Genomic DNA, 23,186 nt, shown 5'->3' on the forward strand with positions numbered 1-23,186 from the left:
TTGCATTCGTACATTATGCCCGGGAGCATTCATGACATCTCTGCGACTCGTCGCGGCTGACCACGCCGCCGGCGCCGTCTACGTCATCGAGCCGCATAGCGGCCGCACGCTGGCCCGGCTCAACGGGCGCCACCTCGCCGAACACGCCGGATTCCTGCACCTGGAGGGATCCAAGCTCGCCTTCGTCGACGACCTCGCCGGCGAACTGGTCGTCCTCGACCCGTTCGCAGCCGGAACCGGCGATCCGCTGATCGTGGCCGGCGCGCCGGTCGCCGTTCCCGCCGAACACCTGGCCGCCGATCCCAGTGGCCGCTACGTGGTCGTGACCAGCGGCTGCGGTCGCTCCTGGGAGCCGTGGAGCGACCTCCTCACCCTCGTCGACCTGAACCCGCGGACGGGATCAGGGCCGGACCAAACCGCCTGGCCCCACGCGGTACGGGTGCGCACCCGCATCGGCGAACCCGGCGTCACCGTGCTCCCCGATCCGGCCGATGCGAGTGACCTGCACGTCCTGCTGCGGCATCGCATGCCCGGAGCCTTGGACGCCCACCCGCTCTCCCGATTGCTGGACGCGCCCCCGGGCTGCCCCACGGTCGAACCGGCCTTCCGCCTGCCTCTGCCCGACGACGGGCATGGAGACGCGGCGGACCCCGTGACCGGCCAGGTGTTCGCCGCCACCGGCACCGGCGTGCACCGCGCCCGCCTCGGCGGCTCCGGCCTGGTCGCCGAGCCGCCGTTGACCTGGGACACTCCCGGGCACGTCGGCGGGCGGGGCTACTACCTGCGGCTGGATCCGGCCCGCCGTACCCTGTGGAGCACCGTGCGCGGAGGGCCGGAAGAGCCTGGCGAGTGGCCGCTGTGGACCAACGACGCATGGTGGCATCGGCTGGACGACGGCACCACCGGGCGGGTGCCCCTTGGTCCCGGCCTGGTCTTCCGGCTGGCCTTCTGTGCCGATCGGGTCGTCTTCTCCCGTATCCATCCGGACGGGGACGAGTTGATCGTGGTCGGTGCGGCGGACCACGTCGTCCTGGCCCGCGTCCCGCTACCGCCGATGGACGGCGCTCCCCGCAGGGGCGGTACCCCCTGGGACGACGCACAACGCCGCGCCATCGCCGCCTCGCCGGCCGCTCCCGTGGTCGCGGTCACCCGCGGCGGTCATGGCCAGATTCACCTGCTCGACCTCTCGGCCGATACGGGCCTGCGCACGCTCGACCTGCCCGCCCCCTTCGAGGAAGGCGGCCACATGGCCTTGATCGGAACCGGCGACGGCCAGGAGGGAGACACCGTCGGCCGCTGAGCATCAGGTCGCCCACCCTTGATACGGCGAGACATGAATGATAATGATTTTCATGTCCAATCTAGAAGCGATTTCCTCCCCGGAGGTCTTATACGTCGCAGTACTCTCGTCGCCACGGCGGTGGCCCTACTCGCGGTCTCCTGGCAGGCGCAACCCGCCTTAGCGGAGCAAAGTGTGGAGGCCAGGCTTGTGGTCGCGGACGCCGCCGCGGGAAGCGTGCACGTCTACGCGATCCCGTCGAACGAGAAACTGACCACCATCACCGGCCGCACCTTCGCCGACCACTCCGGAATGCTGCCACTGAGAGACGGGCGGCTCCTGTTCGTCGACGAGGCGAACCACGAACTGGTCGCACTCCAGACCCGCGGCAAGCCCAAGATCGTGGGCACAGCCAAACTGCCCGAAGGCGAGGCCACGCACCTCGCCGTGGATGAGAGCGGCCGCTACGCCGTGGTGGCGGCAGCCGAGGAACACGACCACGAGCAGGCGCAGGAGGAGGCCCATGGCCTACTGACCGTCGTCGACCTGACGACCTACACGCCGGCCACGATCGAGGTCGACAGCGCCCACCCCGGCATCATGGTCAGCGGCGACACGGTGGTCCACCGCGGTGACGGCGTGCTGGAGACGTTCCCGATCGCCGACATCGTGGCCAATCCCGGAGCGCACCTGGAGCCCACAAGCACACTGTCCACCGGCGCGAACGGGCACGGCGAAGCCGCGCACGCCAACGGGCTGGCGCTGGGCGCCACCGACGCCGGCCTGGAAACCGCACGGGTCGTGGGCGGCACACTCCAGCGCGTCCGTACCGTCGCCTGGCCGACACCGGGTCGCGCCAGCTACGTCCGCGTGACCAAGGAGAAGCTGGTCACCTACACCTCCGACAGACCCGGCGACGACTGGCCGAACTGGCGCAACGACGCCCTCGCCGTCATCCCCGAGACCGGCGCGACCACCACCGCGGCGCTCGGAAACGGCTTCCTGTTCCGGCACGCGCTGTCCAGCCGGTACGCCGGATACGTCCTCCACCAGCCGGCAGGCGACCAGGTGGCCTTCACCAGCGTGAAGACCGGGCAGGTCACCGCCCGTGTCGCACTGCCGTCCCTGCCGGGTGGGCCGGCGCCCGGGCAGTCGCCGTGGGAGGCCCAGATCCGCCGCATCACGATGGACCCGTTCGGCGCACCGGCCTACGTGAGCGGCGGAGGCACCGGCAAGATCTCCGTCATCTCCCCGGACCTGGGCCGGGTCGTCGGCACGATCACCACGCCGACCTCGCTCGACGGTGGCGGCGCGCTCACCGTGGTCGTCCCCGGCCATGACGTTCCCGACAGGATCGGCCGTTAGCCGGTAGGTCTCTTCTCGCTCCGGCCGCACTCACCCTCGCGGTGTCCCGCGGCCGGAGCGAGTGGTCAGTGTTCATCCCAGTGGCCGTCGTGACGAGCGTGATGATGATCATCGTGAACGTAGTCCACATGGTCACCATGCGGGACGGCTACGTGCCCGCAGCCGAGACCACGTTGGTGATCATGCCCCACGTGCGGATGGTGTTCGGCAGAAGTGGTCATATCCGCCCCCATCCCCAAAGTGGGGAAATATCATTTCTTTGGTGTGTCAGGTACTGCCCGGCAAGAAGCGCGGTGATGTCGGGGAGTTGACGGAACGTGATCTGACCGAAACGGCTGATATGTGAGCTCTAGCCCTGTCAGCATGTCCCGGTGCCTTCCCTTGAGTCTCTCGAAGCGCCGCCTGCCTCAGCGGATCGTAGGAAGCATCTCCGCGCCATACCCTGGCTGTTCGCGGCCGTCGTCCTTCTGCTGCTGGTAGGACGGTTCGTGGTGGGCCCCCAGGAGGTTTCGCCCGCCGTACGAACATGGGCCACGATCTTCGTGGCGATCTGCGTCCAGGCGCTGCCCTTCCTGGCGTTCGGCGTCGCTGTTTCGGCGGCCATTTCGGCCTTCGTGCCCGCGACCTTCTGGACCAGAGCGCTGCCCAAGAGACCGGTGGCCGCGGTACCCGTGGCGGGGATCGCCGGAGCCGTGCTCCCCGGCTGTGAGTGCGCGTCGGTGCCGGTCGCCTCCGGGCTCATGTCACGCGGGGTGACGCCCGCGGCCGCGCTGGCCTTCCTGCTGTCGTCTCCGGCGATCAACCCCGTCGTGCTGGTCGCGACTGCTGTCGCCTTCCCTGACCAGCCGCTGATGGTGGTGGCGAGGTTCGCCGCCTCGCTCCTGGTGGCGGTCGTGGCGGGATGGTTGTGGCTGCGTTTCGGCAGGACGGACCTGCTGAAGATCCGCCGGCACCACCATGCCTCGTTCGTGGACGCGATGCGGCACGACCTTCTGCACGCGGGTGGTTTCCTGATCATCGGCGGGCTCGCGGCCGCGACGCTGAACGTGGTGGTCCCGCGCGACTGGCTGACCGCGGTCGCGGAGGTGCCGTGGCTCGCGATCATCGTGCTCGCGCTGCTCGCGGTGCTGCTGTCCATCTGCTCGGAGGCGGACGCGTTCGTCGCCGCCTCGCTCACCGCCTTCTCCCCGACGGCGAAGCTCGCGTTCCTGGTCGTCGGCCCCATGGTGGACCTCAAGCTGATCGCGCTGCAGGCGGGCACCTTCGGCAAGGCGTTCGCGGTGCGTTTCGTGCCGCTCACTTTTGTCCTCGCGGTGGCCGTCAGCGCCGTGGTGGGAGGGATCCTGCTGTGAACCGCACGTCACAGAACCTCGTCCTCATGCTGCTCGGCGGCGTCCTGGTGGGCATTTCCGCGTTCTCCACGGAGTACGTGAACTACGTCAAGCCCGGCTTCCGTCCCTTCCTCATCGCCGCCGGGGCGCTCATCGTGCTGGTCGCACTCGCGGGGCTGATCCAGGATGCGCGAGGGACGCAGGAGGCGCACGACCATCACGACAAGGGCCCCCGCGTGGCCTGGCTGCTCTGCCTTCCGGCCTTCTTCATTCTCCTGATCGCCCCGCCTGCGCTCGGCTCCTTCGCCGCGAGCCGCTCGGAGTCCGCCCCGCCCCTCCCGCCGCGGGCCCCCGTCTCGGACCTTGAGCCTGTCAGGAGCCAGGGGCAGAAACCGATCGACATGCCCATCGGCGAGTACATGTTCAGGTCCTGGGACAAGGGCGGCAAGAGACTCGCGGGCAAGACCTTCCGGCTGACCGGTTTCGTCACACCGTCCAAGAAGAAGGACCGGTGGTATGTCACGCGCATGCACATGGGCTGCTGTGCGGCCGACGCCTACGCGATGAAGGTAGCCGTGTTCGGCGCGCCACAGCCGGAGGATGACTCCTGGGTCGAAGTGACCGGCACCTGGATCAAGGTCAAGCCGGAGCAGATACCACAGATCTCCGCCACCGGCGTCCGGCCCATCAGTGAGCCGGAGTTCCCGTACGAGTAGCCCGGTCATCGTCACCGCTTCCGTATGCGCCAACGAAGCAAGAAGCAACACGTCCTGACCACCAGAACGAGCCCGGAAGTCGTAGCCTACGGTGGGTCGGGCCGGAGCGCCGGGTCACGGGTGACGGTTCGGCATGAATGCGACGGCCACCCCACCTCAGGTCCACCGCGGCCGAGGTAGGTGACCGTCTGGGGCAGCGTCGGGTGCTGTAGTTCCACTCGTTCGCCAGGGAGATTACGGAGCCAGCGCGGAGAGTATCACAGCGTCTTCAGGGAGCGATCAGCCCTCGCTGGTGGGCGCGGACCAGGCGGCGTGGGACCCGCAGTTCCCGGCCAGCCACCACGATCGGCACCAGGTCGGGCACGCTCGCCTTCCACTGCGCCCGCCGGTGCCGGGTGTTGGCGCGCGACATCTTGCGCTTGGGAACCGCCATCGCTACCAGCTCGCCTTCGTGATCCCGGGCAGCTCGCCCCGGTGCGCCATCTCCCGGAAGCGCACCCGCGACAGGCCGAACCTTGTCAAGTGCCCGCGCGGCCGTCCGTCGACGGAGTCGCGGTTGCGGACGCGGGTGGCGCTGGCGTCGCGGGGCTGCCGGTTGAGCTCCCGCACGGCTGCCGCCCGCTCGTCGGGGCCGCCGGTGCGGATGATCTCCTTGAGTTCGGCCCGCCGTACGGCATGGCGCGCCACGACGACCTTTCTGCGCTCGTTGGCGGCGATCTTGCTCTTCTTGGCCATCAGACCTTCTCTCCTCTGGCGCGGATGCGGGCCACGGCCGCCTCGACGCCGATCCTGTCCACGATCCTGATCGCCCGGGTGCTGAGCGTCAGCCGTACGTGCCGGTTCTCGCTGGGCAGCCAGTAGCGGCGGTGCTGCAGGTTGGGGTTCCACCGGCGGCGGGTGCGCCGATGGGAGTGGGAGACGTTGTTGCCGAAGACCGGCTTGACTCCCGTGAGCTGGCAGTGCGTCATCGTTCCTCCCGGAACGTCACGTGCCGGCGGACGACCGGGTCGTACTTGCGCAACGTGAGCCGATCGGGGTCGTTACGCCGGTTCTTGCGGGTCACGTAGGTATAGCCGGTGCCTGCCGTGGACTTCAGCTTGATCACCGGACGTAGCTCGTTTCTGGCCAAAGTGAACCTTTCTCTCGCTTCGATCTGCCATGATAATGACAACGGTTTTCATTCTTGGCAATTGGAGGCTTCGTGTCGACCCCTGTCGTCCTGATCGGCGGACTCCACGGCCCGGCTCGCACCGAGGTCGTGGATCAACTGCTGCGCGAGCACCCGGGCGCGCTCGCCGTCCACCACGACCTGACGGCGATCACGCGGGGCCGGATCGAACGGGTGGTGCGCGACGACCGCCGGGTTCTCGACATCACCGAGGTACGGCTCGCGCACAGCTGCCTGACCTGCACAGTCCGGGAGGATCTGCTGCCCTGGCTGGTCCACCACGCGGGACGGGCCCCGCTGCTCGTCGTCGATCTGTGGGACTCGGTCGAGCCCCGATCCGTCGCCGAGGCGCTCGACTGTGACGAGGCCCGCGACCTGCTGCGGCTGACCGCCGTACTGACCGCGATGGACGCCGAGCACCTGCCGGTCGACATCGTGCGCGGCGACGACCTGGCCGAGAGCGGGCACCAGGCCGCGGCGGGAGACCGGCGCTACCTGGCTGAGGTGCTGGCCAGGCAGCTCGAATACGCCACCGCCCTGGTCCTGCGCGGCGGCGACGCCGAGGACCATGACCTGACCCGCGCCATCCTCGACCACCTGGCGCCCTGCACGCCCGTCTTCGCCGAGACGCTGCCCGAGGTGAGCGGCCCCCCGCTGTGCACCCGGGAGCTGGCCGAGCGGGTCGATCCGCCCACCGCCCGGCTGCCCTGCGACGCGCAGACCGGCGAGATCATGACCGTGGTCTGGAAGCGCCTGCGACCGATGCACCCCGGCCGCTTCTTCGCCGCCGTCGACGAACTGGCCACCGGGTCCGTCCGCTCCCGCGGCCAGTTCTGGCTGGCCACCCAGCCCGACCGCATCCTCGCCTGGGACGCCGTCGCCGGGGTCGTCTCGGTAGAGGACTGCGGGCCATGGCTGATCTCGCTGCCGGAGGCGGCCTGGGAGCTGATGTCCCCGGCCCGGTGCGTGACCGCCTCGCTCGACTGGAACCCGATCCTGGGCGACCGGGTCCAGCACCTGGTCTTCATGGGGCCCGACCTCGACAGGCAGCGGCTGCTCGACCTGCTCGACTCCTGCCTGCTGACCCCCGACGAAGCGGAAACGCCGCTGGAAGACCCGTTCGTCCCCCTCATCACCCTCAAGGAGAGCGCGTGAAGCCCCGCCGTACACCCCGCAAGAAGACCAACCCGCTCCTGGGTGTCACCTTCGTCGACTACAAGAACACCGCCCTGCTGCGCACGTTCATCTCCGACCGCGGCAAGATCCGCGGCAGACGGGTCACCGGCGTCACCGTCCAGCAGCAACGGCAGGTGGCGCGCGCCATCAAGAACGCCCGGGAGATGGCCCTGCTCCCTTACTCCTCACGCTGACGTCCCGCCCGGCCATCGATCCACGAACGCACGAGTTCCAGTCCGGCGACCGCTCGTCGCCTCCTGATCCTGCGTTGCCCGAATCGGGCGCCGCCGCAGAGCGCGACCGAGGCCTGCGAAAGACTCGGCGCGATTCGTCACTCTTGCGACCGTCCCGACGCGCACGTGATTTCCGGGAGTGCGGGCAGATCGACGGACGAGCCCCCGGCCACACCTGATGTTGGCGACTTCCACATCGAGGCGATCTACGGCCTGTGTCGACCCTGCGCCAGACCGACTCCGAACCATCGCCCGCATGCTCTCACGGATATGGGGCTTGGACAGGCGCCCGCGTCGGGCTGGGAACCTAGCGATACCCAACGCCGACCAGGGTGGTGGCGTCCAGCGTGACGATTCCCCGCTCTCGCAGGGTGGTGAGCAGATTCGCCCGTAAGCGGGACAACGCGCGGGCGTCCAGCCCGTCGAGCATGCCGCGGAAGCCGCTGCCGACGACCAGAAGCCAGGCCAGGTCGTCGGTCACGGTGAGAATCAGGGGCACCCGGCTGACCGTGACCTCGCGTAACCCCAGGCCGGTCAGCCACTCGCCCAGAAGTGGCGCCGATGAGATCTTCGTCACGGAGTCGCGGCTGGCCGGGGCGGCGGGTTCGGTGCCGCGTTCCTGCGCGATGGTGTCCGCGAGTGCGATGCCGAAGTTCTCCAGGGCCCCGCCGGCCCAGGTGGTGACGGCGAAGGTGCCCCCCTGCCGTACCAGCCCGGTCAGCCGAGCTGCGGAGGCGTCCATGTCCGGAAGCATGAAGGCGCCGAGCACGCACATCACCACGTCGTAGGGGGAGTCTTCCCAGGTAGTGGCGTCGGCGTGGATGAATCGCAGATGCGCAAGGCCTTCTGCCGCGGCGCGGTCACGGCCCTGCGCGAGCAGGGAGTCCGCGAGGTCGATCGCGTCGACGCAGCCGTCAGGGCCGGTCGCGATGGCGGCGGGTACGGCGGAGCCGCCCGCGCCGCAGCACACGTCGAGCACCCGGTCACCCGGTTTGACGGCGACCACGTCGACCGTCGCAAGGCCGATCGGGTCCCACAGGTGCCGGGCCAGCCGCGAATAGTCGGCACCGGTCCGGTCGAACACCGCTCCGACGGCAGAGGGTTCCATGGTCTGCTCCTTAGCGCAGGGCTGTGAGGATCACATCGTCGCCGACCTGCCAGACGCTGCCGACCTCGGCGAAGCCGGCCGCGCGAAGGAGACCTGAAGCGGGACCTGCACTTCATGGCGGGCATGGTGGGCCGCATCACCGGCCGCTTCGCCGACCGGGAATGGTGGACGCCGGCGCGCGCCTTCTACCGCGTCCCCGACGGCTCCTGGGAAGCCTGACGAAACACCAACGGGCGGGTACGGCGCGCGCACGCGGTACCCACGCCGAAGTGTCCTTGAGGTAGTTCAGGCCCCTGCGGACGTGGTGCGCTGAGCGGGTGGGAGTCCTCCTCCCGAACATGGCCCCAGCCCCAAAGTGGAGCGATCGTTGCAGGTAGAGGCGTACATGCCTGGCATTGCGGAGACCGCGGGTTTCGGCGCTGGGGAGGTGTGCCGCTCGAATATTGAGTTAAGTGGCTTGAGCTGCGGCTATGCGGCGTAGTGGTATTGGCTGATCATTCCTATTACGACGGGTTTTCGATGGATGGATCGTAGGTCGTCTAGGTCGGAGGAAGGCTGCGTTGCGATGTCCGGAGGACGTTGATTCCGGGACTGGTGCGGACGGTGCCCGTTGTAGTGGATCAGATACTCCCGGAGCACGAAGGTCAGGTGGCGTTCGTTGAGGATCAGGATCCGGTCCAGGAGTTCGCGGCGTATGGTGCCGATGACCCGCTCGCAGATGGCGTTCATCCTCGGGGTCCGCGGCAGCGTGGTGATGCTCCGTAACCCTTCAGCTCTAAAGACCTCACGGAAGGTCGAGGTGAAGAGCGGGTCCCGATCGTGGATCAAGAACCGTAGCCCGGCGATGCGCTCCCCCAGGTCCATCGCCAGGTTGCGGGCCTGCTGCACCGTCCATGCTCCGGTTGGGCGCGCGGTTACTCCGCCAAGGTGCAGTCTCCGGGTGCCGTGCTCGATGAAGACCAGCACATACAGCCGTTTGAGCAGCATCGTCTCGACTACGAGGAAGTCACAGGCGATGATCGTGTGGGCTTGAGCGGTCAGGAACTGCCGCCAGGTCGGCCCAGCTCGGCGGGGGGCGGGATCGATACCGGCCGCGTGCAGGATCTCCCACACCGTGGAGGCCGCGATGTTGTAGCCCAGTCGGGCCAACTCGCCTTGGATTCTTCTATGCCCCCAGCCCGGGTTCTCCCGCGCCATCCGCACAATCAGCGCCTTGACGGGCCGGCGGGTGCATGGCCGTCCCGGGCGCCGCCTGTCCGTGAAGGTCCACTTACGCGCCACCAAGTAGCGGTGCCAGCGCAAGATCGTCGCCGGGGTGACCGGGAAGACTTCCGCCCATCGGCGACGGTGAATCAGCCGCGATAACGCTGCCAGCCAAAGACGGTCGGTGTGATTCCACCGCGGCTGGCTACCGAGCCGGCGACGGAGGACCTGGTTCTCGTGACGGAGCACCAGCAACTCAACATCCTTGGACAGATCAGAGCGGATCAGCACGGTCAGCAGGCCGAATAAGCCCCTCACCAACCGGTAGACAAGCGATAACAACACCTCGAGATGGTCGCAGCCGCCGCCCTGATCACGCAGCAAAACCCCAGCTCACAGTACGAAACCGTATTTCCGAGCGGGACACCCACAGATGGGTGACCGTGAAGACGGCGAGCAGCAGAACGAACCACGCGCCATGGCGTGGGCTCGGCATTGTCAACGATCCGTGCATGTCTAAGCACAGAGAGCAACAGTCTGTTGTCGGGCCGGTTCCGGGTGGAGGATGGCAGGATGCAGCCGTGGGCGAAGGTCGTCTGTGTTGTGCTGGTGGTGGCGCTCGTCGGCGTGGCTCTGCTCGCCGTCCTGAATGCCGTCGTCAGCTCCTTCTGATCCCGGAGCGCAAGGCCAACGGGACAAGCAGGAACGCCGCGCCTGCGGTGAGGAAGGCGCCGGTCCCGATCGTGCCCACGACCGCCCCGGCCAGGGCCGCCAGCGGGGGCACGACAGGCTGGGCCACTCCCCAGGACGATCCGTGGAAGGCGAACCAGCGCGGCCGGTCCGGTTCGGGCGCGGCGTCGGCGACCATCGACTGCCAGCGGCCGAGCAGCACGCTGTTGACCGCCGCGCAAGCCAGGTAGGCGGTGACGGTGAGGACGGGGCTCTTGGCCACGGCCATGATCAGGGCGAGGACGCCCAGAGCGAAGGTGCCCGTGATGAGGAGGACCTTGTGGGTGCGTCCGGTCAGCAAGGGAGCGGCCGCCCATAGCGCGAGAGGTGCGAGCAAGGCCGCGCCGGTCAGGGTCAGGCCCGGAAGCCAGGCGGGTGCGCCGCGTTCGAGCAAGGCCAGCGGCAGGTACATCATCACGGCCAGATGGCCGACCGCGAAGGCGGTGCCCGCCACGGTCAGATGCCATAGCGGTTTGGGGGGCTTCCAGCGGGCGCCCCGCCGTACAGTCGCCTTCTGAGGGCCGCGGGCGTCACGCGGCAGGAAGACCAAGGCCACGACGGCGGCGGTCAGGCAGGTGAGCGCGTCGGCGGCCACCAGCCAGCGCACACCCAGAGGGAGCAGAAACGCCGCCAGGAGCCCGGCGATCGCACTCGCCGCCGAAAGAGCCACGCCCAGCACCGCGAACACGCGATGCCGCTGCTCGCCTGTGGCAGCACGGGACAGGAGCTCCTGGGTGGCGGGCTCGTAAATCTCAAAGGCCACGCCGACCAGCGCGATCGCCACCAAGACCTGGGCCGGGCCCTGCGCCAAGGTCAGCATGATCAGCGCGGTGCCGGTGGCGGTCAGCCCCGCGGCCAGGACTCCGCGAGGCGCGAACCGGTCGAGCAGGAACGCGCCAGCCCACCGGGAGGCCAGGGCCGCCACACCGAAGATCACCAGTGCGGCGGTCGCGAGTCCGGGGCCCGCCAGCACTGCCAGGAAGGACAGGGCGTAGGCATCGAGCTGGTTGAGGACGCGCACCCATACCAGCGTCCGCGCTGCCGCGAGCATGTGTTCCTTCCGGGCCGGGGGCAAGGGGTGTCATCCTCGCAGGCGCCCCCGACAATTCACCGGTGGGCCACCAAGGGGGCGTGGTGGTCGATTCCGACGGGTCCGTCGGGATCGGCGTGCACCGTGGCCGCGCGCAGGCGGGGCACGTCGTGGATCAGCCGGTGCTCTGCCTCCACAGCCACCGCGTGCGCCTCGACCAGGGACAGGTCATGGCGGACCGCGATGTCGACCTCGGCGCGTAGCGCATGGCCGATCCAGCGCATCCGGATCGCGCCGACGCCTTCCACCCCGGGCACGCCGGACAGGATCTGCTCGGCTTGGGCGATCAACTGGGGATCGACCGCATCCATCAGCCGGTGATAGATCTCCTTGGCAGCGTCACGCAGCACGAAGCAGATGGCCGCGGTGATGAGCAGCCCCACGATCGGGTCGGCCAGCGGGAAGCCGAGTGCGGCACCACCGGCGCCCAGGAGAACGGCCAGGGAGGTGAAGCCGTCGGTGCGGGCGTGCAGGCCGTCGGCGACCAGGGCGGCGGAGCCGATCTCGCGGCCTACCTTGATGCGGTAGCGGGCAACCCACTCGTTTCCGATGAAGCCGACGACACCGGCCGCCGCGACCAGGCCGAGGGCCTGGACGTTCTCGGGGTTGATGAGCCGCTTGACCGCCTCGTACCCCGCCAGGCCGGCCGAGACGGCGATGAGCACCACGATGACGATCCCGGCCAGGTCCTCGGCCCGGCCGTACCCATAGGTGAAGCGGCGCGTGGCCGCGCGGCGGCCCAGCGAGAACGCGATCGCCAGGGGAACGGCGGTGAGGGCGTCGGCGAAGTTGTGCAGAGTGTCACCCAGCAGCGCCACCGAACCGGACAACGCCACGATAACCGCCTGCACGAGCGCGGTGGCCATGAGGATCGCGAAGGAGATGCCCAGCACCCGCATGCCCCGGCTGCTGGACTCCAGCGCGGTGTCGGTCTTGTCGGCGCTGTCATGGCTGTGCGGGGTGAAAACGTGGCCGAGCTTGGACAACAGCCGCCTGACGCCACCGTGACCGTGGCCGTGCCCGTGTCCATGCCCGTGCCCATGACCGTGACCGTGCTGCGGGGGGTCGAGCTCACTCATGGCGTCCCTCTCACTTGCCTTAGACCCGTTTGCCCGATTATATGTAGCCATGTATGCACGCGACAACGAATCAGGTGCAAGCCAGCCGCAGGAACAACCGACCAGCGCCCAGGTCGAGGCCGCTGTCGCAGCTTTCCGCATGCTCAGCGACGGCACTCGCTTGCGTCTGATGTGGGTGTTGTCCGAAGGCGAATACGACGTCAACTCGCTGGCCGCCGCGATCGACGTGGCCCGCCCGTCGGTCTCCCAGCATCTGGCCAAGCTACGCATGGCCGGCCTGGTGCAGACCCGCCGAGACGGCCGCCGCGTGCTGTACAAGGCCCGTGACGCGCACGTGCGTGCCGTGATCAAGGAGGCGCTGTTCCACGCCGACCACGAGGTCTCCGGCATCCCCCGCCACGACTGACAGCTCCTCGATCTCTCCCAGTCCTAGCCTCCATCGACCCGAGCCGGGTGGGCGCTGCCGGACGGCGCACAACCGGGCGAAGAGGTGTGGCGCGTCATCTGCGGCGCAGACTCTAGCAAGATCAAGTCGAGGGCTGAAGAGATCGCGGACGAAGTTGGGCAGCAGCCCGCCGAGCCATGTCTTCCTGGTCCATGGGCGGACATGGCCGATCCCTATCACTCGCGACAGCCGGGCCACCGCCTACGACAGCAGGATCGTACCGACGCCGAGCAGGGCGCAGATGCCGAGGACACGTAGCATCGGCCACTTCAGGACGAACGTCATCGCGAGCGCGGCCACGGTGATGGCCGAAGCGATGGGGCTGACCGTGCCGAGGTCGGGGAGCCGGATGCTCAACGGTCCCCACGCCCAGGTGAAGACCTCGCCGAACAGGGTGTGCTCGGCGAAGTAGAGGGCGAGATTGGCGATGACGCCGACCACGGAGGCGGTGATGCCGGTCAGGGCGGCGCTGATGGCGGTGTTGTGGCGCAGCCGCTCCACGTAGGGCGCGCCGAGAAGGATGAACAGGAAGCAGGGCACGAAGGTGACCCAGGTGGTCAGCAGAGCCCCCAGCAACGCGCCCGCCCAAGGGTTCAGCGCGCCGGGATCGCGGAAGGCGCCGAGGAAGGCCACGAACTGCACCACCATGATCAGTGGCCCGGGTGTCGACTCGGCCAGGGCCAGCCCACGCACCATCTCTCCCGGGCTCAGCCAGCCGTAGACCTCCACGGCCCGCTGGGCGACGAACGCCAGCACGGCGTAGGCGCCGCCGAAGGTCACCAGCGCGGTGCCGGAGAAGAACAGCCCCTGGGCGGTGAACACGCTGTCCGCACCAAGGAAGAGTGCCACCGCGGCCACCGGCAACCACCAGGCGACCAGCCCCACCGTGAGGATCTTGCCTGCCGAACGCCAGCTCGGCTGGGCGTGGTGCAGGGCATCGTCCGGGATCAGCGGGGCAGGGCCCCCGTCACCACCGTGCCCGTTGGCAGCCTTGAAGACGTGCGGGGCCAGGCGATGGACCAGCCACCCGGCGAGGGCCGCGGTGGCGACCACGATGGGGAACGGCACGCCGAACAGCGCCAGCGCGGCGAAGGCGGCCACGGCGAGGGCGACGAAGACGGGGTGGGTGAGTGAACGCCTGGCCACGCGGATGACGGCCTGGGCGACGATCGCCAGCACGGCCGGGGCGATCCCGGCGAACAGCGCCGTCACCACTGTGGTGTCCTGCCACAGGATGTAGACGGCCGACAGGATCAGCAACGCCAGCATGCCCGGCAGCACGAACAGGGTCCCGGCCACCAGGCCGCCCCGGGTGCCGTTGAGCAGCCAGCCGACGTAGATGGCCAGTTGCTGGGCCTCCGGGCCGGGCAGCAGCATGCAGTAATTGAGGGCGTGGTTGAAGCGCTGCTGGCCGATCCAGCGTTTCTCCTCCACCAGGGTGCGCTGCATGACGGCGATCTGCCCGGCCGGGCCGCCGAACGTCTGCAGCGAGATCAGGAACCACGCCCGTACGGCTTGGCGGAGCGGGACCACGTCGCGGGTTACGTCGGTTGTCACGTCGACCTCATCAGGAGGGCAGGCGGACGGATCGGAAGATCCGCCACAGGGTCAGGTCGTAGGCGGTCTTGGCGGCTGCGGCGATGACGAACGGGAGCGCCAGCCCGAAGGGCAGGATCAGCCCGGCCAGCGCGGGTCCGGCCGGACGGGTGAGGTAGCGGGCGGTGTTGGTGACGGCCGCGGCCGCGGTCCGCTCGTCGGCGGGGACCATGGTCATCACGTACGCCTGCCGGGTGGGCACGTCCATCTGCGACAGACAGGCCCGCGCCGTCAACAGCGCGATCGCCCCGCCCAGTCCCGGCGCGAACGGGACGGCGGCCAGCAGCAGGTTGGACGGGATGTGCGTGAACACCATCGTGCGCAGCAGCCCGATCCGCCCCGCCACCAGGGGCGCGGCCAGCAGGGACGCGGTCTGCAACACCCCCAGCACGGCGAAGGTGACGCCGATGGTCTGCGTGGTGGCGCCGTAGCGCAGGCTCAGCCAGTAGCCGAGGTACGCCTGCACCACAAAGCCGCCGGCGAGGCTGTCCACCGCGAACAGTGCGGCCAGCCGTACCACCGGCCGCCGCGAACGGGCCAGCACCCGGCGGCCGGGAACGACGGCGGGCGCCTCGACACTCGCGGGCAACCAGGCGGCCAGCACCACCCCGACCACCCCCACGACGGCCAGGACCCCTCCGAGCAGCCGCCGGTCCGGCGGCAGCGCCCCCAGCAGCGCGCCCGCCGTCCCGGCGACGGCGGCGACCGCGTTGTCCAGGCCGAAGCCCCGCACCACCTCGCGCTGTGGCCGCCCGGTGCCGGCCAGCATGACCTGCTCCAGCGTCGTGAACGGCCCGGACTCCATCACCTCGACCGACAGCGCCCCGGTCATGGCCACCGCCGCCAGCAACCACAGCGGCCCCCCGGACGCGATGACGACCCCCGAGCAGACCAACGCCCCGTACAAGGCGGCATACACCCGGCGGCGACCAAGGCGATCTCCCCACCGCGCCAACGCCAGGCTGGCGATGAGCGTGCCGGCCAAGACGGCCGCCAGCATCAGCCCCACACCGCCGGGAGTCAGGCCGTCCAGCCGCCAGATCGCACCAAGCTGGACAGCCGCGATCCCGTAGCCGAGACCGCGCAACGCCTGGGAGGTCAGCAGCAGGGTGACCACCCGGCCGACCGGGCTCATGCCGGTTCCCGCCCCAGGAGCAGAGCACGCCGGTGGAACTCATAGAGGCCGTCGAAGATCGGCTCGGTGATCTGCAGGATGCGTTGGTCGTCGTAGATCATCGACAGTCCGCGAAGGATCACGTCCACTCCGCGCGCCTCGGGTGCGTCGAACCGCTCGTCGTCGATGTCGGCCTCGTGCACGATCTCGGCGACCTTCCACAACACCGGGTCGTCGAGGTCGTAACGACGCAGAATCGTCTCGAAGCTGCAGTCGCCGGCATGATGCGACAGCTCAGCCCCCCGCATGTCGAACGGCGTCGCGTCCGCTGGCAGCGACGCGGCGTCGTCGACGAACACGAACTCGGGCTCCGAATCGAGGTGGCGGCGGATCAGCCAGGCACACGCCGCCCGGTCGATGTGCACCCCTCTGCGGGTTGCCCACTTCATCGGCTCTCCCGGGCGGCGAGGACCTGTTCAGCCAGCGCTCGCACCGCAAGGCGAGCCTGTTCACGTTCGGGTGGCGGGAAGTAGTCGCGGCGGCCGATCCGGCCCAACTCGGCCTGCAGCCGCTTGGCCGTCCGGGCTTGCTCGCCCGGCCGGGCTCGCGTCGTGTCTTCGGCCTGTGCGATCACCGCCCGATACTCCTGAGCTCGGGCCTGCCGCATCTCCGCCGCGATCATCTGCTCCTGCGCCTGACTGCCCGCGGCGGCCAGCCACAGCGTCGTCGAGCCGCCCAACTCGCCGATCTCCTCGGCGATCCACTCCAACTGCTCCCTGGTCCGGGCATCGGCCGGCAAGGCCACGAGCCCGTCCCCCAGCCGCGCAACGCCGAGCCGGTCCAGCTTGCGCCAGATCGTGATCCGCAACGTCGACGGCTGACGCGGGATGCGGTAGGCCAGCAACACCCACTGCCCCACCATTCCCGGCCCGCTGTCGCGCTGCCGCACTGTGCCGTCCATGACGCCTCATCGTAACCGTGGTTGTTGTAGCCGTGGTTACAGTCTAATGAGCAGTGTGGTACCGGTCAAAGGGCCGCGACGCCGATCCTGCCGAGCCAGGTCCGGGAGGTGTGTGGGTGCCGAAAAATCCATCCACCTGTGTTGAGCTGTAGTTTCTCTGGTGTTGATCACTCTTTGCTGAGCATCCGCTCAACTAGGATTGAGCGGATGCTCAACGGCCGACTCAAACTGCAACGTCGTTGCAAGTCACGCACTGTGTGCGAGTTTCGAAGCGTTACAGGCGTCTTGAGGATGCCGATGCCCTCGGCCGTGAAGACTTCGCCGAACATGGCGGTGAACTTCGTATCCCGATCGCAGATGAGGAACCTGAACCCCTCCATCCTGTCCCCCAGCTCGATCACCAGGTTCCTGGCGTGCTGCCCAGCCCACGGCCCTGGCCGGATGCTCGGTGATGCCGAGAACGTGCACCCGGCGGCTGCTCAGCTCCATGACGACCAGGCAATACAGGCGCTTGAACAGCACGGTGTCGCAGTGGAAGAAATCGCACGCCAGGACCCCCGTGGCTTGAGCACGCAGGAACTCACTCCAGGTCGGTCCCATGCGTCGCGGTGCTGGGTCGATGACGGCCTGCTTCAAAATCAGCCACACCGTGGAGGCTCCCACCCGGTAGCCCAGAGCCGCGAGTTCCCCAGCGATCCGCCGGTATCCCCGCAGCGGATTCTCCCGGGCATGACGAAGTGCCAAGGCCCGGATGGAGGCGCGAGTGGGAGGCCGACCCTGGCTGCGGCGCTTGAAAGTCCACCGCCGCCGTACGAGATCGGCGTGCCTGCGCAGCAGCGTGCCCGACGTCACGAACAACCGCAGACGACCGGCTGGAGACAGCAGCCGCGCCAGCCCGCTGATCACCGCCCGATCCGCCCATGACGGCCGGGACCTCGCCACCTGCCGACGCAATACCGTGAGCTGATGACGCAGGACCAGAATCTCCACCTCCTTCGACCTCTGCGAACGACCCAGCAGCACCACCCACGCCGCGAGTTGGACGAAGATCAGATAAAGCGGCCGCAACGCCATGCACAGCGATCATGCCTGCAAGAACGGGAGCGCCGAACCCCAGGTCAGCCCGACGGCCGAGTTTCGGGCACCCACAGGCTCGAGCAGCCTGATCGCTCAAGCTGTAAACGTTCGTGGTCACCGCAGTGGTAGGTGCACTCGGTGCCGGGCTACATGCCGCAACCGGCGTTGTTGCCGCCCTTCTCGTGGTGACCACCACTGCCAGGCTCGTGGACAGTGCCGGCGGCCACCTCACCCTGGCCCGCCCGACGATCATCAGGGTCTGGGCTGACAGCACACATCACACCAATGCTCACGGGACCGTGGAAGACGCCTCCGTTTGGGGTCGTGTCACCAAGGGATCCATCTTCCTGATACACCTCTGGATCACCGGACGGATCCTCACTCGACTCTCGGTGCTCCGTGAGCTGGTCCGCGACGACAAGGTTGGGCCCACCCGATCGCAGGCCATGAGCGATCCGCTGCCCCACCGCATCTCGCTGCGACCGCCCCGCGAAGGACTGGCACGCGACGACCCCGCTGGCCCATGCCTCGACGAGCTCCATGGCCTGGTCGGCGTTGAGCCGCGGATCGCACAACGAGGAGAAGTTGCGCAGGAGGTCGTCCTCGCTCCCGACCGAGCCGCCGACGCACTCCGTCACATCGCCCGCCGCGACCTCTATGTGGAGTCCGGCGGGGTGCTGCCGTTGCCCTTCCAGGATGTCACGGAACCTGAGCGATTCGGTGATCACGTCGTCGAGATACCGAGTCTTCAAGCCGACCCGATGGGACATGACGGTGTTGCCATGCATGGGGTCGCTCAACCAGATGACCGGATAGCCGCCGTTGGCCACGGCTCGGACGATCGGCGGTAGAGCCTCCTGGATGAGATCGCGGCCCATCCGTGGAATCAGCACGAGCCGCCCGGGCTCGCGTCGCGGGTTGAGTGCCTCACACACGTTCAGGACCTCTCCCGGGGTGGCCGCCGGCCCGATCTTGCATCCGACGGGGTTCGCCACCGACGAGAGCAGGGCGATGTGCGCACCGGCCGAATGGCGGGTGCGCTCCCCCACCCAGGGCAGGTGGGCGGAGGTCAGGTAGAGCCGGTTCGAATCCGGGTCCGGCCGGAGCATGCGGCTCTCATAGTCGATCACCAATGCCTCATGGCTGGACCACGGCCCCTCCATCGCGGGAAGTCCCTGCCTCTGTCGGTGTGCCCGCATCGCCCGCTGCACTTTGTCGCTGGCTTCGTAAGCCCACAGCATGCGCCGGGGGTCCGCCTTCCTCGCCGGGAGCGCGGCGGTCTCTGAGTTGATCATGTGTCCTCGGAAGGAGGGGATGCTGAGGCCACCGAGTTCTTCCGTCGCCTGTGACCGCGGTTTGGCGAACTGTCCCCCCATACGCCCGACCCGGATGACGCTCTGCCCGGTGAGATCGCTCAGGTGATCTCCCAGCCTGTCGATGACCCGGATCTTTTCCGTGATGTGCAGGTCGGTGCATTCGTAGAAACTCTCCGCGCAATCGCCGCCCTGAAGAAGGAAGGCGCCGGTCTGCATCATTTTGATGAGCGATCGGCGCAGATGCTGAATCTCCGCAGCCTTCACAAGAGGCGGCGTCAAAGCCAGCCTCCTGCAAACGTCGTCATAGGAGGCATGGTCACGCCACTCCGGCTGTTGTGCCGCCGGCATGCTCTCCCACGGCCGGAGCCAACCGAGTTCTGCGGTCGAGCGGGGTGGTTGCACGTCGACTCCCTTCAGGAAACCGGCTGGCGTCAGTCGTCGGCAGAGACACTTCGGACAGCTTGACCGACTCGGCGACATTGGCACATCACGTCTTCGCGTTGACGGAGACTCACGTGGTCGAATGCTTCCGCCACCGGGCAAGGAAGGTGCGGCGCCAATACGAAGGGCGGGTCCCAAACACTGTCATCGCTCAGAGGCACTCTCATGGCACGCCCGGTCGCATACGATTCGCGATGTCCTCAGAGCGAACTCGTGGCGAACAGGGGATAGCGCCGCCGCGGTGAACCGACGCTTACAGAACGATCTCCATCGGGCTCGACCCCTGGTCGGGCGGTCGCGAGCGGACCGCTATCGAGCGAGGAGATGGCCCCTGAAATCACCCATTCGCCGCGCGACTATTCGTTGCACAGAGTGGAGCAACTGCCACAGTGAGCCCCGCCAGCACCCAAACCCCATAGAGACAGCCCCTAACTCTAGGCACGTATCACGGTAACTGTAGTCCGTCAAGCGCAATGACTCACAACCAATTCCGTTAATTACGTCAAAAGGTGGTCATAATGACGATCACCTACATCAATACAGTTTGATTTAACGCGGATACGCCATATTAAGCATGGTCGTTGACCCCCGTATTGTGGCCATGGTTGTGTCGAACACCGGGGGAATCTTCGTCTCCGCACTGGGGTGATCATGTATCCATTAGTCGGGCGTGAACACATACTGTCAGTGCTGGTCGGTCATTTGAATGCCACTCTGCATGGTTCGGGTGGATGCATCATCCTCGAAGGGCCGATCGGCATAGGCAGAACCCGCATCCTGAAGGCGACAGCCCTGGAGGGAGCAGAGCGGGGCCTAACCGTGGCCTACATGCGGACGGGAGTAATCGATCAACCGACGCCCGCACGCGAGTTGGTCACCTTCTTGCGGCACATAATGTCCAGCGAGTCGGAATTCGAGGACTTAGTTCGCCCGGAAGTCAATCCTTTCTGGTTGGCGGATCGGCTACGCGAGCTAATCGAGAAGGCCGCGCGCAGACGCCCCCTCCTGATCGTTCTCGATGATGCCCAGCGAGCCGATGAGGCCAGCGCCCTGGCCCTCCAGAGCCTGGTGCAGTCACTCGCCGCGTCACCGGTGCTGTGGTTGCTCGCACGGCGGCCCGTTCCCGCCCAGTCGCTCGCTCAGCACGCGATCGGCTGGCTGATCGACCGTGCCGCGGTCCGCCTTCACCTTGGGCCTTTGGGCGATGAGGCGGTGGCGGCGCTCTGCACCAACGCCTTGGGCGCCAAGCCGGACGCCTCGGTGCTCACCTGGGCCGCTCGCTGCGGCGGCAATCCGTGGTTGCTGGAGAATCTCCTCTGCGCGCTCATGGAAGCGGGTCAGGTGGTCATCGCCGATGGCACCGCCTCCGTGTTCGCCGATCGCCTCCCCGCATGTGTGCTCGTCGCCGTTGACCGCCTTCTGGACGAACTGTCGCACCCGGTCCGGCGCTTGCTTACGCAGGGCAGGAGGATCGGCCACGCGTTCACCGCCGAGGAAGCGGCGGCTTTGCTCAGCGAACCCGCGCCGAACCTGTCTGCCAGCGTCGAGGAGGCCATACAGGCGGGCTTCATTCGGAGAACCGGGGAGAAGCTGGCCTTCGTTCACGAGGTGATCGACGAGGCACTTCAGCAGGGCTCCATCGCTAGCTTGGATTCGGCCGCACCGCCTGGGAACAGTCCCACTCATGCGGACCCAGCGTGGACTGACCGGCCGGTCATTCAGGTGCCTCCGCAACAGCGAGTATGCAGTTGTGATGAGATCGTGGCTCTGGTCATCTCCGCCGTGGTCCAGCTTCCCAACGGGACACGAACACTGTCTCGCGCTGTGGGTCTCCTGGCAGGGGCCGGGCGGGGCGCCGAAGCGGGTCGTCTCGCGGACGTAGCCCTGCGTACTGGTGTCGAGGCCGCCGCCGAGGTGCAACTGGTCCTTGAACTCGCGCAAGGTCTGCAAGACGCCGGCGACCACGGCATTCTGGCCGAGCCACTCCAGCGGACGTTGGCGCGCCAGGACCTTCGCGAGTTCGACCGGGCCAAACTCGAACGCCTGCTCACGGATACGGCGAAGCACGCTAGACCAGAGGGAGCACGTGACAGCAGGCGAACTGTGGTCAACGGTCCCCGGCTGGGCTCTGAGGACAGGTGCGAACGGCCTCTCTGGACATGGATGGTACGCGCTCTGATCGCCGCCGATCAGTTCGACGAGGCGTCCGCCGTATGCGCGGCGATCAAGCAGGAGTCGGAAAGGCTCGGCGCGGCATGGCCCGAGCCGCTGTGGCATAGTCACCACGCCGAGCTCCTGGTGACGGGCGGGCGGCTGGATGAGGCTCGCGTGGCCGCCGAAACCGGGCTGCGTCTCTCGAGCCGGTCGACCCCTGAGGACTCCATCCATCCGCGTGTGGTACTGGCCCGGATCAGTCTGCATCATGGCGATTCCGCGACCGCCAGCGAGCACCTGCGCATGGCGGAACGACTGGTGACCGACGACACGATGGCAGACAAGGCCGGATTGGACTGGGCGCTGACGCAGTTCCACGCCGCCTGCGGGCGCCCCAGCATGGCGGTTCAGACGCTGATCAACGTCGAGGAGAGGGTGGCTCCTGAAACGCTGCTCTTCGCGGAAGCCCCGACGGCGGCGGCGACGATCGTACGGCTGGCCAGGAAGGCAGGGCTCAGCGCCGAAGCCGACCAGGCGGCCGGGTTCGCCCGCCGCCTGACCGAACGCAACCCGACGGTGGCCTCGCTGGCGGGCGGTGCGGAGCATGCCGAAGGGCTCTTGCGCGGTGACCTGTCCGCCTTGCGCCGGGCCGTTGAGCACTATCGGCTCAGCAGGCGCCCCTTGGCGACGGGAATCGCCCTCGAGGACACCGCCCAGGAAGCGCAGAACACCCGCGATCAGGACCAGGCGGTCCGATTTCTCGAGTCCGCGCTCGATCTCTACCTCAATTGCGGCGCGCGCCATGATGTCACCCGAGTGCAGAGGAAGCTCCGCCGGCTCGGTGTGACCCAGGCGGGCTCGCTGGGCGCGGACCGGCCCACTTCAGGCTGGGAAAGTCTCACCATCGCGGAGCTTCGTGTCGTGCGGGCCATCGTGGACGGCAGGACCAACAAGGAGGCGGCGAGCATCCTGTTCCTGTCACCCCATACCGTCGACAGCCATCTCCGGCGCGTGTTCGCGAAGCTGAACATCAACAGCCGGGTCGAACTCACCAAGCACTTCATCACGCATGAAGCCTCGTGAGACGTCACCCCCGGCGGGGCTCGAAGAGCTCGATGAGATTGCCGGCGGGATCGGTGAGCAGGATCTGACGCCCACCGGGACCGGCGACGACGTCGCTGCGGAAGGACAGTCCGGCGGCGTGTAGCCGTCCGATCTCGGCGTCGAGATCGCCGACGACGAGGTGGATGCGATTGCGTCCGGGGGCGGTGTCCTCCGCAGGGGTGGCTCGGGCGCCGGAGCTGGTCGGGCCGGACAGGAGGAGCCGCAGCGGGCCGCGTACCACGTCGGCGAAGGCGGGCGCGGCGTTGGTGTGCACCGTGAAGCCCAGGTGGACGGTGTAGAAGTCGACGGCGGCGGTCACGTCATCGACGAGGTAGCGGACACTGGCGAGTTGCTCAGGTGCGGTCATGATGGGGCCTCCTGTGATGCCGGTAGAGGTGGCGGGATCTGCGCCTCGCCCTGATGTCGAGGCCGCTTGAGGCATGGACGCCACCATGCGATAATATATCAAGCGGGTTTGATGCACTGTCTATCGACCGAAAG

At 68.0% G+C, this 23,186-nt stretch carries 23 protein-coding genes; 8 read left to right on the plus strand and 15 right to left on the minus strand.

The window, feature by feature from the left end; all coding sequences use genetic code 11:
• Positions 1-31: 31 nt before the first annotated feature.
• The 4 genes from ACFWY5_RS40465 to ACFWY5_RS40480 all read left to right on the plus strand — a co-directional run bounded on the left by ACFWY5_RS40465 (position 32) and on the right by ACFWY5_RS40480 (position 4,691).
• On the plus strand, positions 32-1,300 hold the full coding sequence (locus ACFWY5_RS40465) for a hypothetical protein (protein ID WP_379637963.1): 1,269 nt from the start codon (positions 32-34) through the stop codon (positions 1,298-1,300).
• 174 nt (positions 1,301-1,474) lie between these two features.
• Positions 1,475-2,644 carry a YncE family protein gene (locus ACFWY5_RS40470; RefSeq protein ID WP_379637964.1) on the plus strand — a complete coding sequence of 390 codons (1,170 nt, stop codon included), beginning with the start codon at positions 1,475-1,477 and terminating at the stop codon, positions 2,642-2,644.
• A gap of 488 nt (positions 2,645-3,132) precedes the next feature.
• Positions 3,133-3,996 carry a permease gene (locus tag ACFWY5_RS40475; RefSeq protein WP_379637965.1) on the plus strand — a complete coding sequence of 288 codons (864 nt, stop codon included), beginning with the start codon at positions 3,133-3,135 and terminating at the stop codon, positions 3,994-3,996.
• Positions 3,993-4,691 (plus strand): TIGR03943 family putative permease subunit, encoded by a 699-nt coding sequence (locus ACFWY5_RS40480; RefSeq protein ID WP_379637966.1) that lies wholly within the window; start codon positions 3,993-3,995, stop codon positions 4,689-4,691. Before ACFWY5_RS40475 ends, ACFWY5_RS40480 begins: the two co-directional genes overlap by 4 nt.
• 268 nt (positions 4,692-4,959) lie before the next feature.
• On the opposite strand, the gene rpmF is transcribed toward ACFWY5_RS40480, so the two are convergent.
• The 4 genes from rpmF to rpmG are packed head-to-tail and all read right to left on the minus strand — an operon-like array spanning position 4,960 to position 5,820.
• Complete coding sequence (rpmF, locus tag ACFWY5_RS40485; protein WP_379637967.1) at positions 4,960-5,124, minus strand: 50S ribosomal protein L32; 165 nt, start codon at positions 5,122-5,124, stop codon at positions 4,960-4,962.
• Between the two features lie 2 nt (positions 5,125-5,126).
• A complete protein-coding gene (gene rpsN, locus ACFWY5_RS40490; RefSeq protein WP_379637968.1) occupies positions 5,127-5,426 on the minus strand; it encodes a 30S ribosomal protein S14 in 300 nt (99 codons plus the stop codon).
• Positions 5,426-5,659, minus strand: a complete 234-nt coding sequence (rpmB, locus tag ACFWY5_RS40495) for a 50S ribosomal protein L28 (protein ID WP_379637969.1) — start codon at positions 5,657-5,659, stop codon at positions 5,426-5,428. The genes rpsN and rpmB overlap by 1 nt, the downstream gene beginning before the upstream one ends.
• Positions 5,656-5,820: a 50S ribosomal protein L33 gene (rpmG, locus tag ACFWY5_RS40500; protein WP_379637970.1), complete on the minus strand. Its 165-nt coding sequence runs from the start codon at positions 5,818-5,820 to the stop codon at positions 5,656-5,658. The genes rpmB and rpmG overlap by 4 nt, the downstream gene beginning before the upstream one ends.
• 72 nt (positions 5,821-5,892) lie before the next feature.
• On the opposite strand from rpmG, the gene ACFWY5_RS40505 reads away from it, so the two are divergent.
• Together ACFWY5_RS40505 and rpsR are read left to right on the plus strand one after the other, a co-directional pair.
• Entirely contained in the window at positions 5,893-7,014 is a 1,122-nt protein-coding gene (locus ACFWY5_RS40505; protein WP_379637971.1) for a GTP-binding protein, read from the plus strand.
• Entirely contained in the window at positions 7,011-7,229 is a 219-nt protein-coding gene (gene rpsR / locus ACFWY5_RS40510) for a 30S ribosomal protein S18 (protein WP_379637972.1), read from the plus strand. The genes ACFWY5_RS40505 and rpsR overlap by 4 nt, the downstream gene beginning before the upstream one ends.
• A gap of 346 nt (positions 7,230-7,575) precedes the next feature.
• Here the strand turns inward: rpsR and ACFWY5_RS40515 are convergent, their stop codons facing one another.
• The 4 genes from ACFWY5_RS40515 to ACFWY5_RS40530 form a co-directional block, all read right to left on the minus strand.
• The gene (locus ACFWY5_RS40515) at positions 7,576-8,376 is read right to left on the minus strand and encodes a class I SAM-dependent methyltransferase (protein ID WP_379637973.1); all 801 of its coding nucleotides are present in this window, start codon (positions 8,374-8,376) and stop codon (positions 7,576-7,578) included.
• 468 nt (positions 8,377-8,844) lie between these two features.
• On the minus strand, positions 8,845-9,963 hold the full coding sequence (locus ACFWY5_RS40520; protein WP_379637974.1) for an integrase core domain-containing protein: 1,119 nt from the start codon (positions 9,961-9,963) through the stop codon (positions 8,845-8,847).
• Between the two features lie 274 nt (positions 9,964-10,237).
• Positions 10,238-11,359, minus strand: coding sequence for an MFS transporter (locus tag ACFWY5_RS40525; RefSeq protein ID WP_379637975.1), 1,122 nt, complete (start codon positions 11,357-11,359; stop codon positions 10,238-10,240).
• Between the two features lie 56 nt (positions 11,360-11,415).
• Positions 11,416-12,477: a cation diffusion facilitator family transporter gene (locus tag ACFWY5_RS40530; protein WP_379637976.1), complete on the minus strand. Its 1,062-nt coding sequence runs from the start codon at positions 12,475-12,477 to the stop codon at positions 11,416-11,418.
• A 49-nt stretch (positions 12,478-12,526) separates the two neighbouring features.
• On the opposite strand from ACFWY5_RS40530, the gene ACFWY5_RS40535 reads away from it, so the two are divergent.
• Positions 12,527-12,883 (plus strand): ArsR/SmtB family transcription factor, encoded by a 357-nt coding sequence (locus ACFWY5_RS40535; protein WP_379637977.1) that lies wholly within the window; start codon positions 12,527-12,529, stop codon positions 12,881-12,883.
• A gap of 240 nt (positions 12,884-13,123) precedes the next feature.
• Here ACFWY5_RS40535 and chrA read toward each other — a convergent pair whose 3' ends face one another.
• The 6 genes from chrA to ACFWY5_RS40565 form a co-directional block, all read right to left on the minus strand.
• Positions 13,124-14,479, minus strand: coding sequence for a chromate efflux transporter (chrA, locus tag ACFWY5_RS40540; protein WP_379637979.1), 1,356 nt, complete (start codon positions 14,477-14,479; stop codon positions 13,124-13,126).
• Positions 14,480-14,489: 10 nt separating this feature from the next.
• Positions 14,490-15,653, minus strand: coding sequence for an MFS transporter (locus ACFWY5_RS40545; RefSeq protein ID WP_379637980.1), 1,164 nt, complete (start codon positions 15,651-15,653; stop codon positions 14,490-14,492).
• The gene (locus tag ACFWY5_RS40550; protein ID WP_379637981.1) at positions 15,650-16,081 is read right to left on the minus strand and encodes a chromate resistance protein ChrB domain-containing protein; all 432 of its coding nucleotides are present in this window, start codon (positions 16,079-16,081) and stop codon (positions 15,650-15,652) included. The genes ACFWY5_RS40545 and ACFWY5_RS40550 overlap by 4 nt, the downstream gene beginning before the upstream one ends.
• The gene (locus tag ACFWY5_RS40555; protein WP_379637982.1) at positions 16,078-16,593 is read right to left on the minus strand and encodes a Chromate resistance protein ChrB; all 516 of its coding nucleotides are present in this window, start codon (positions 16,591-16,593) and stop codon (positions 16,078-16,080) included. The genes ACFWY5_RS40550 and ACFWY5_RS40555 overlap by 4 nt, the downstream gene beginning before the upstream one ends.
• A gap of 246 nt (positions 16,594-16,839) precedes the next feature.
• Positions 16,840-17,667 (minus strand): hypothetical protein, encoded by an 828-nt coding sequence (locus ACFWY5_RS40560; protein ID WP_379637983.1) that lies wholly within the window; start codon positions 17,665-17,667, stop codon positions 16,840-16,842.
• Positions 17,668-17,816: 149 nt separating this feature from the next.
• A complete protein-coding gene (locus ACFWY5_RS40565; protein WP_379637984.1) occupies positions 17,817-19,334 on the minus strand; it encodes a 3-deoxy-7-phosphoheptulonate synthase in 1,518 nt (505 codons plus the stop codon).
• Positions 19,335-20,078: 744 nt separating this feature from the next.
• Between ACFWY5_RS40565 and ACFWY5_RS40570 the strand changes: the two genes are divergently transcribed.
• Complete coding sequence (locus ACFWY5_RS40570; protein WP_379637985.1) at positions 20,079-22,664, plus strand: AAA family ATPase; 2,586 nt, start codon at positions 20,079-20,081, stop codon at positions 22,662-22,664.
• A gap of 4 nt (positions 22,665-22,668) precedes the next feature.
• On the opposite strand, the gene ACFWY5_RS40575 is transcribed toward ACFWY5_RS40570, so the two are convergent.
• Positions 22,669-23,052, minus strand: coding sequence for a VOC family protein (locus ACFWY5_RS40575; protein WP_379637986.1), 384 nt, complete (start codon positions 23,050-23,052; stop codon positions 22,669-22,671).
• Between the last annotated feature and the right edge of the window lie 134 nt (positions 23,053-23,186).

The organism is Nonomuraea sp. NPDC059007, from assembly GCF_042740555.1.
Lineage (GTDB): Bacteria > Actinomycetota > Actinomycetes > Streptosporangiales > Streptosporangiaceae > Nonomuraea.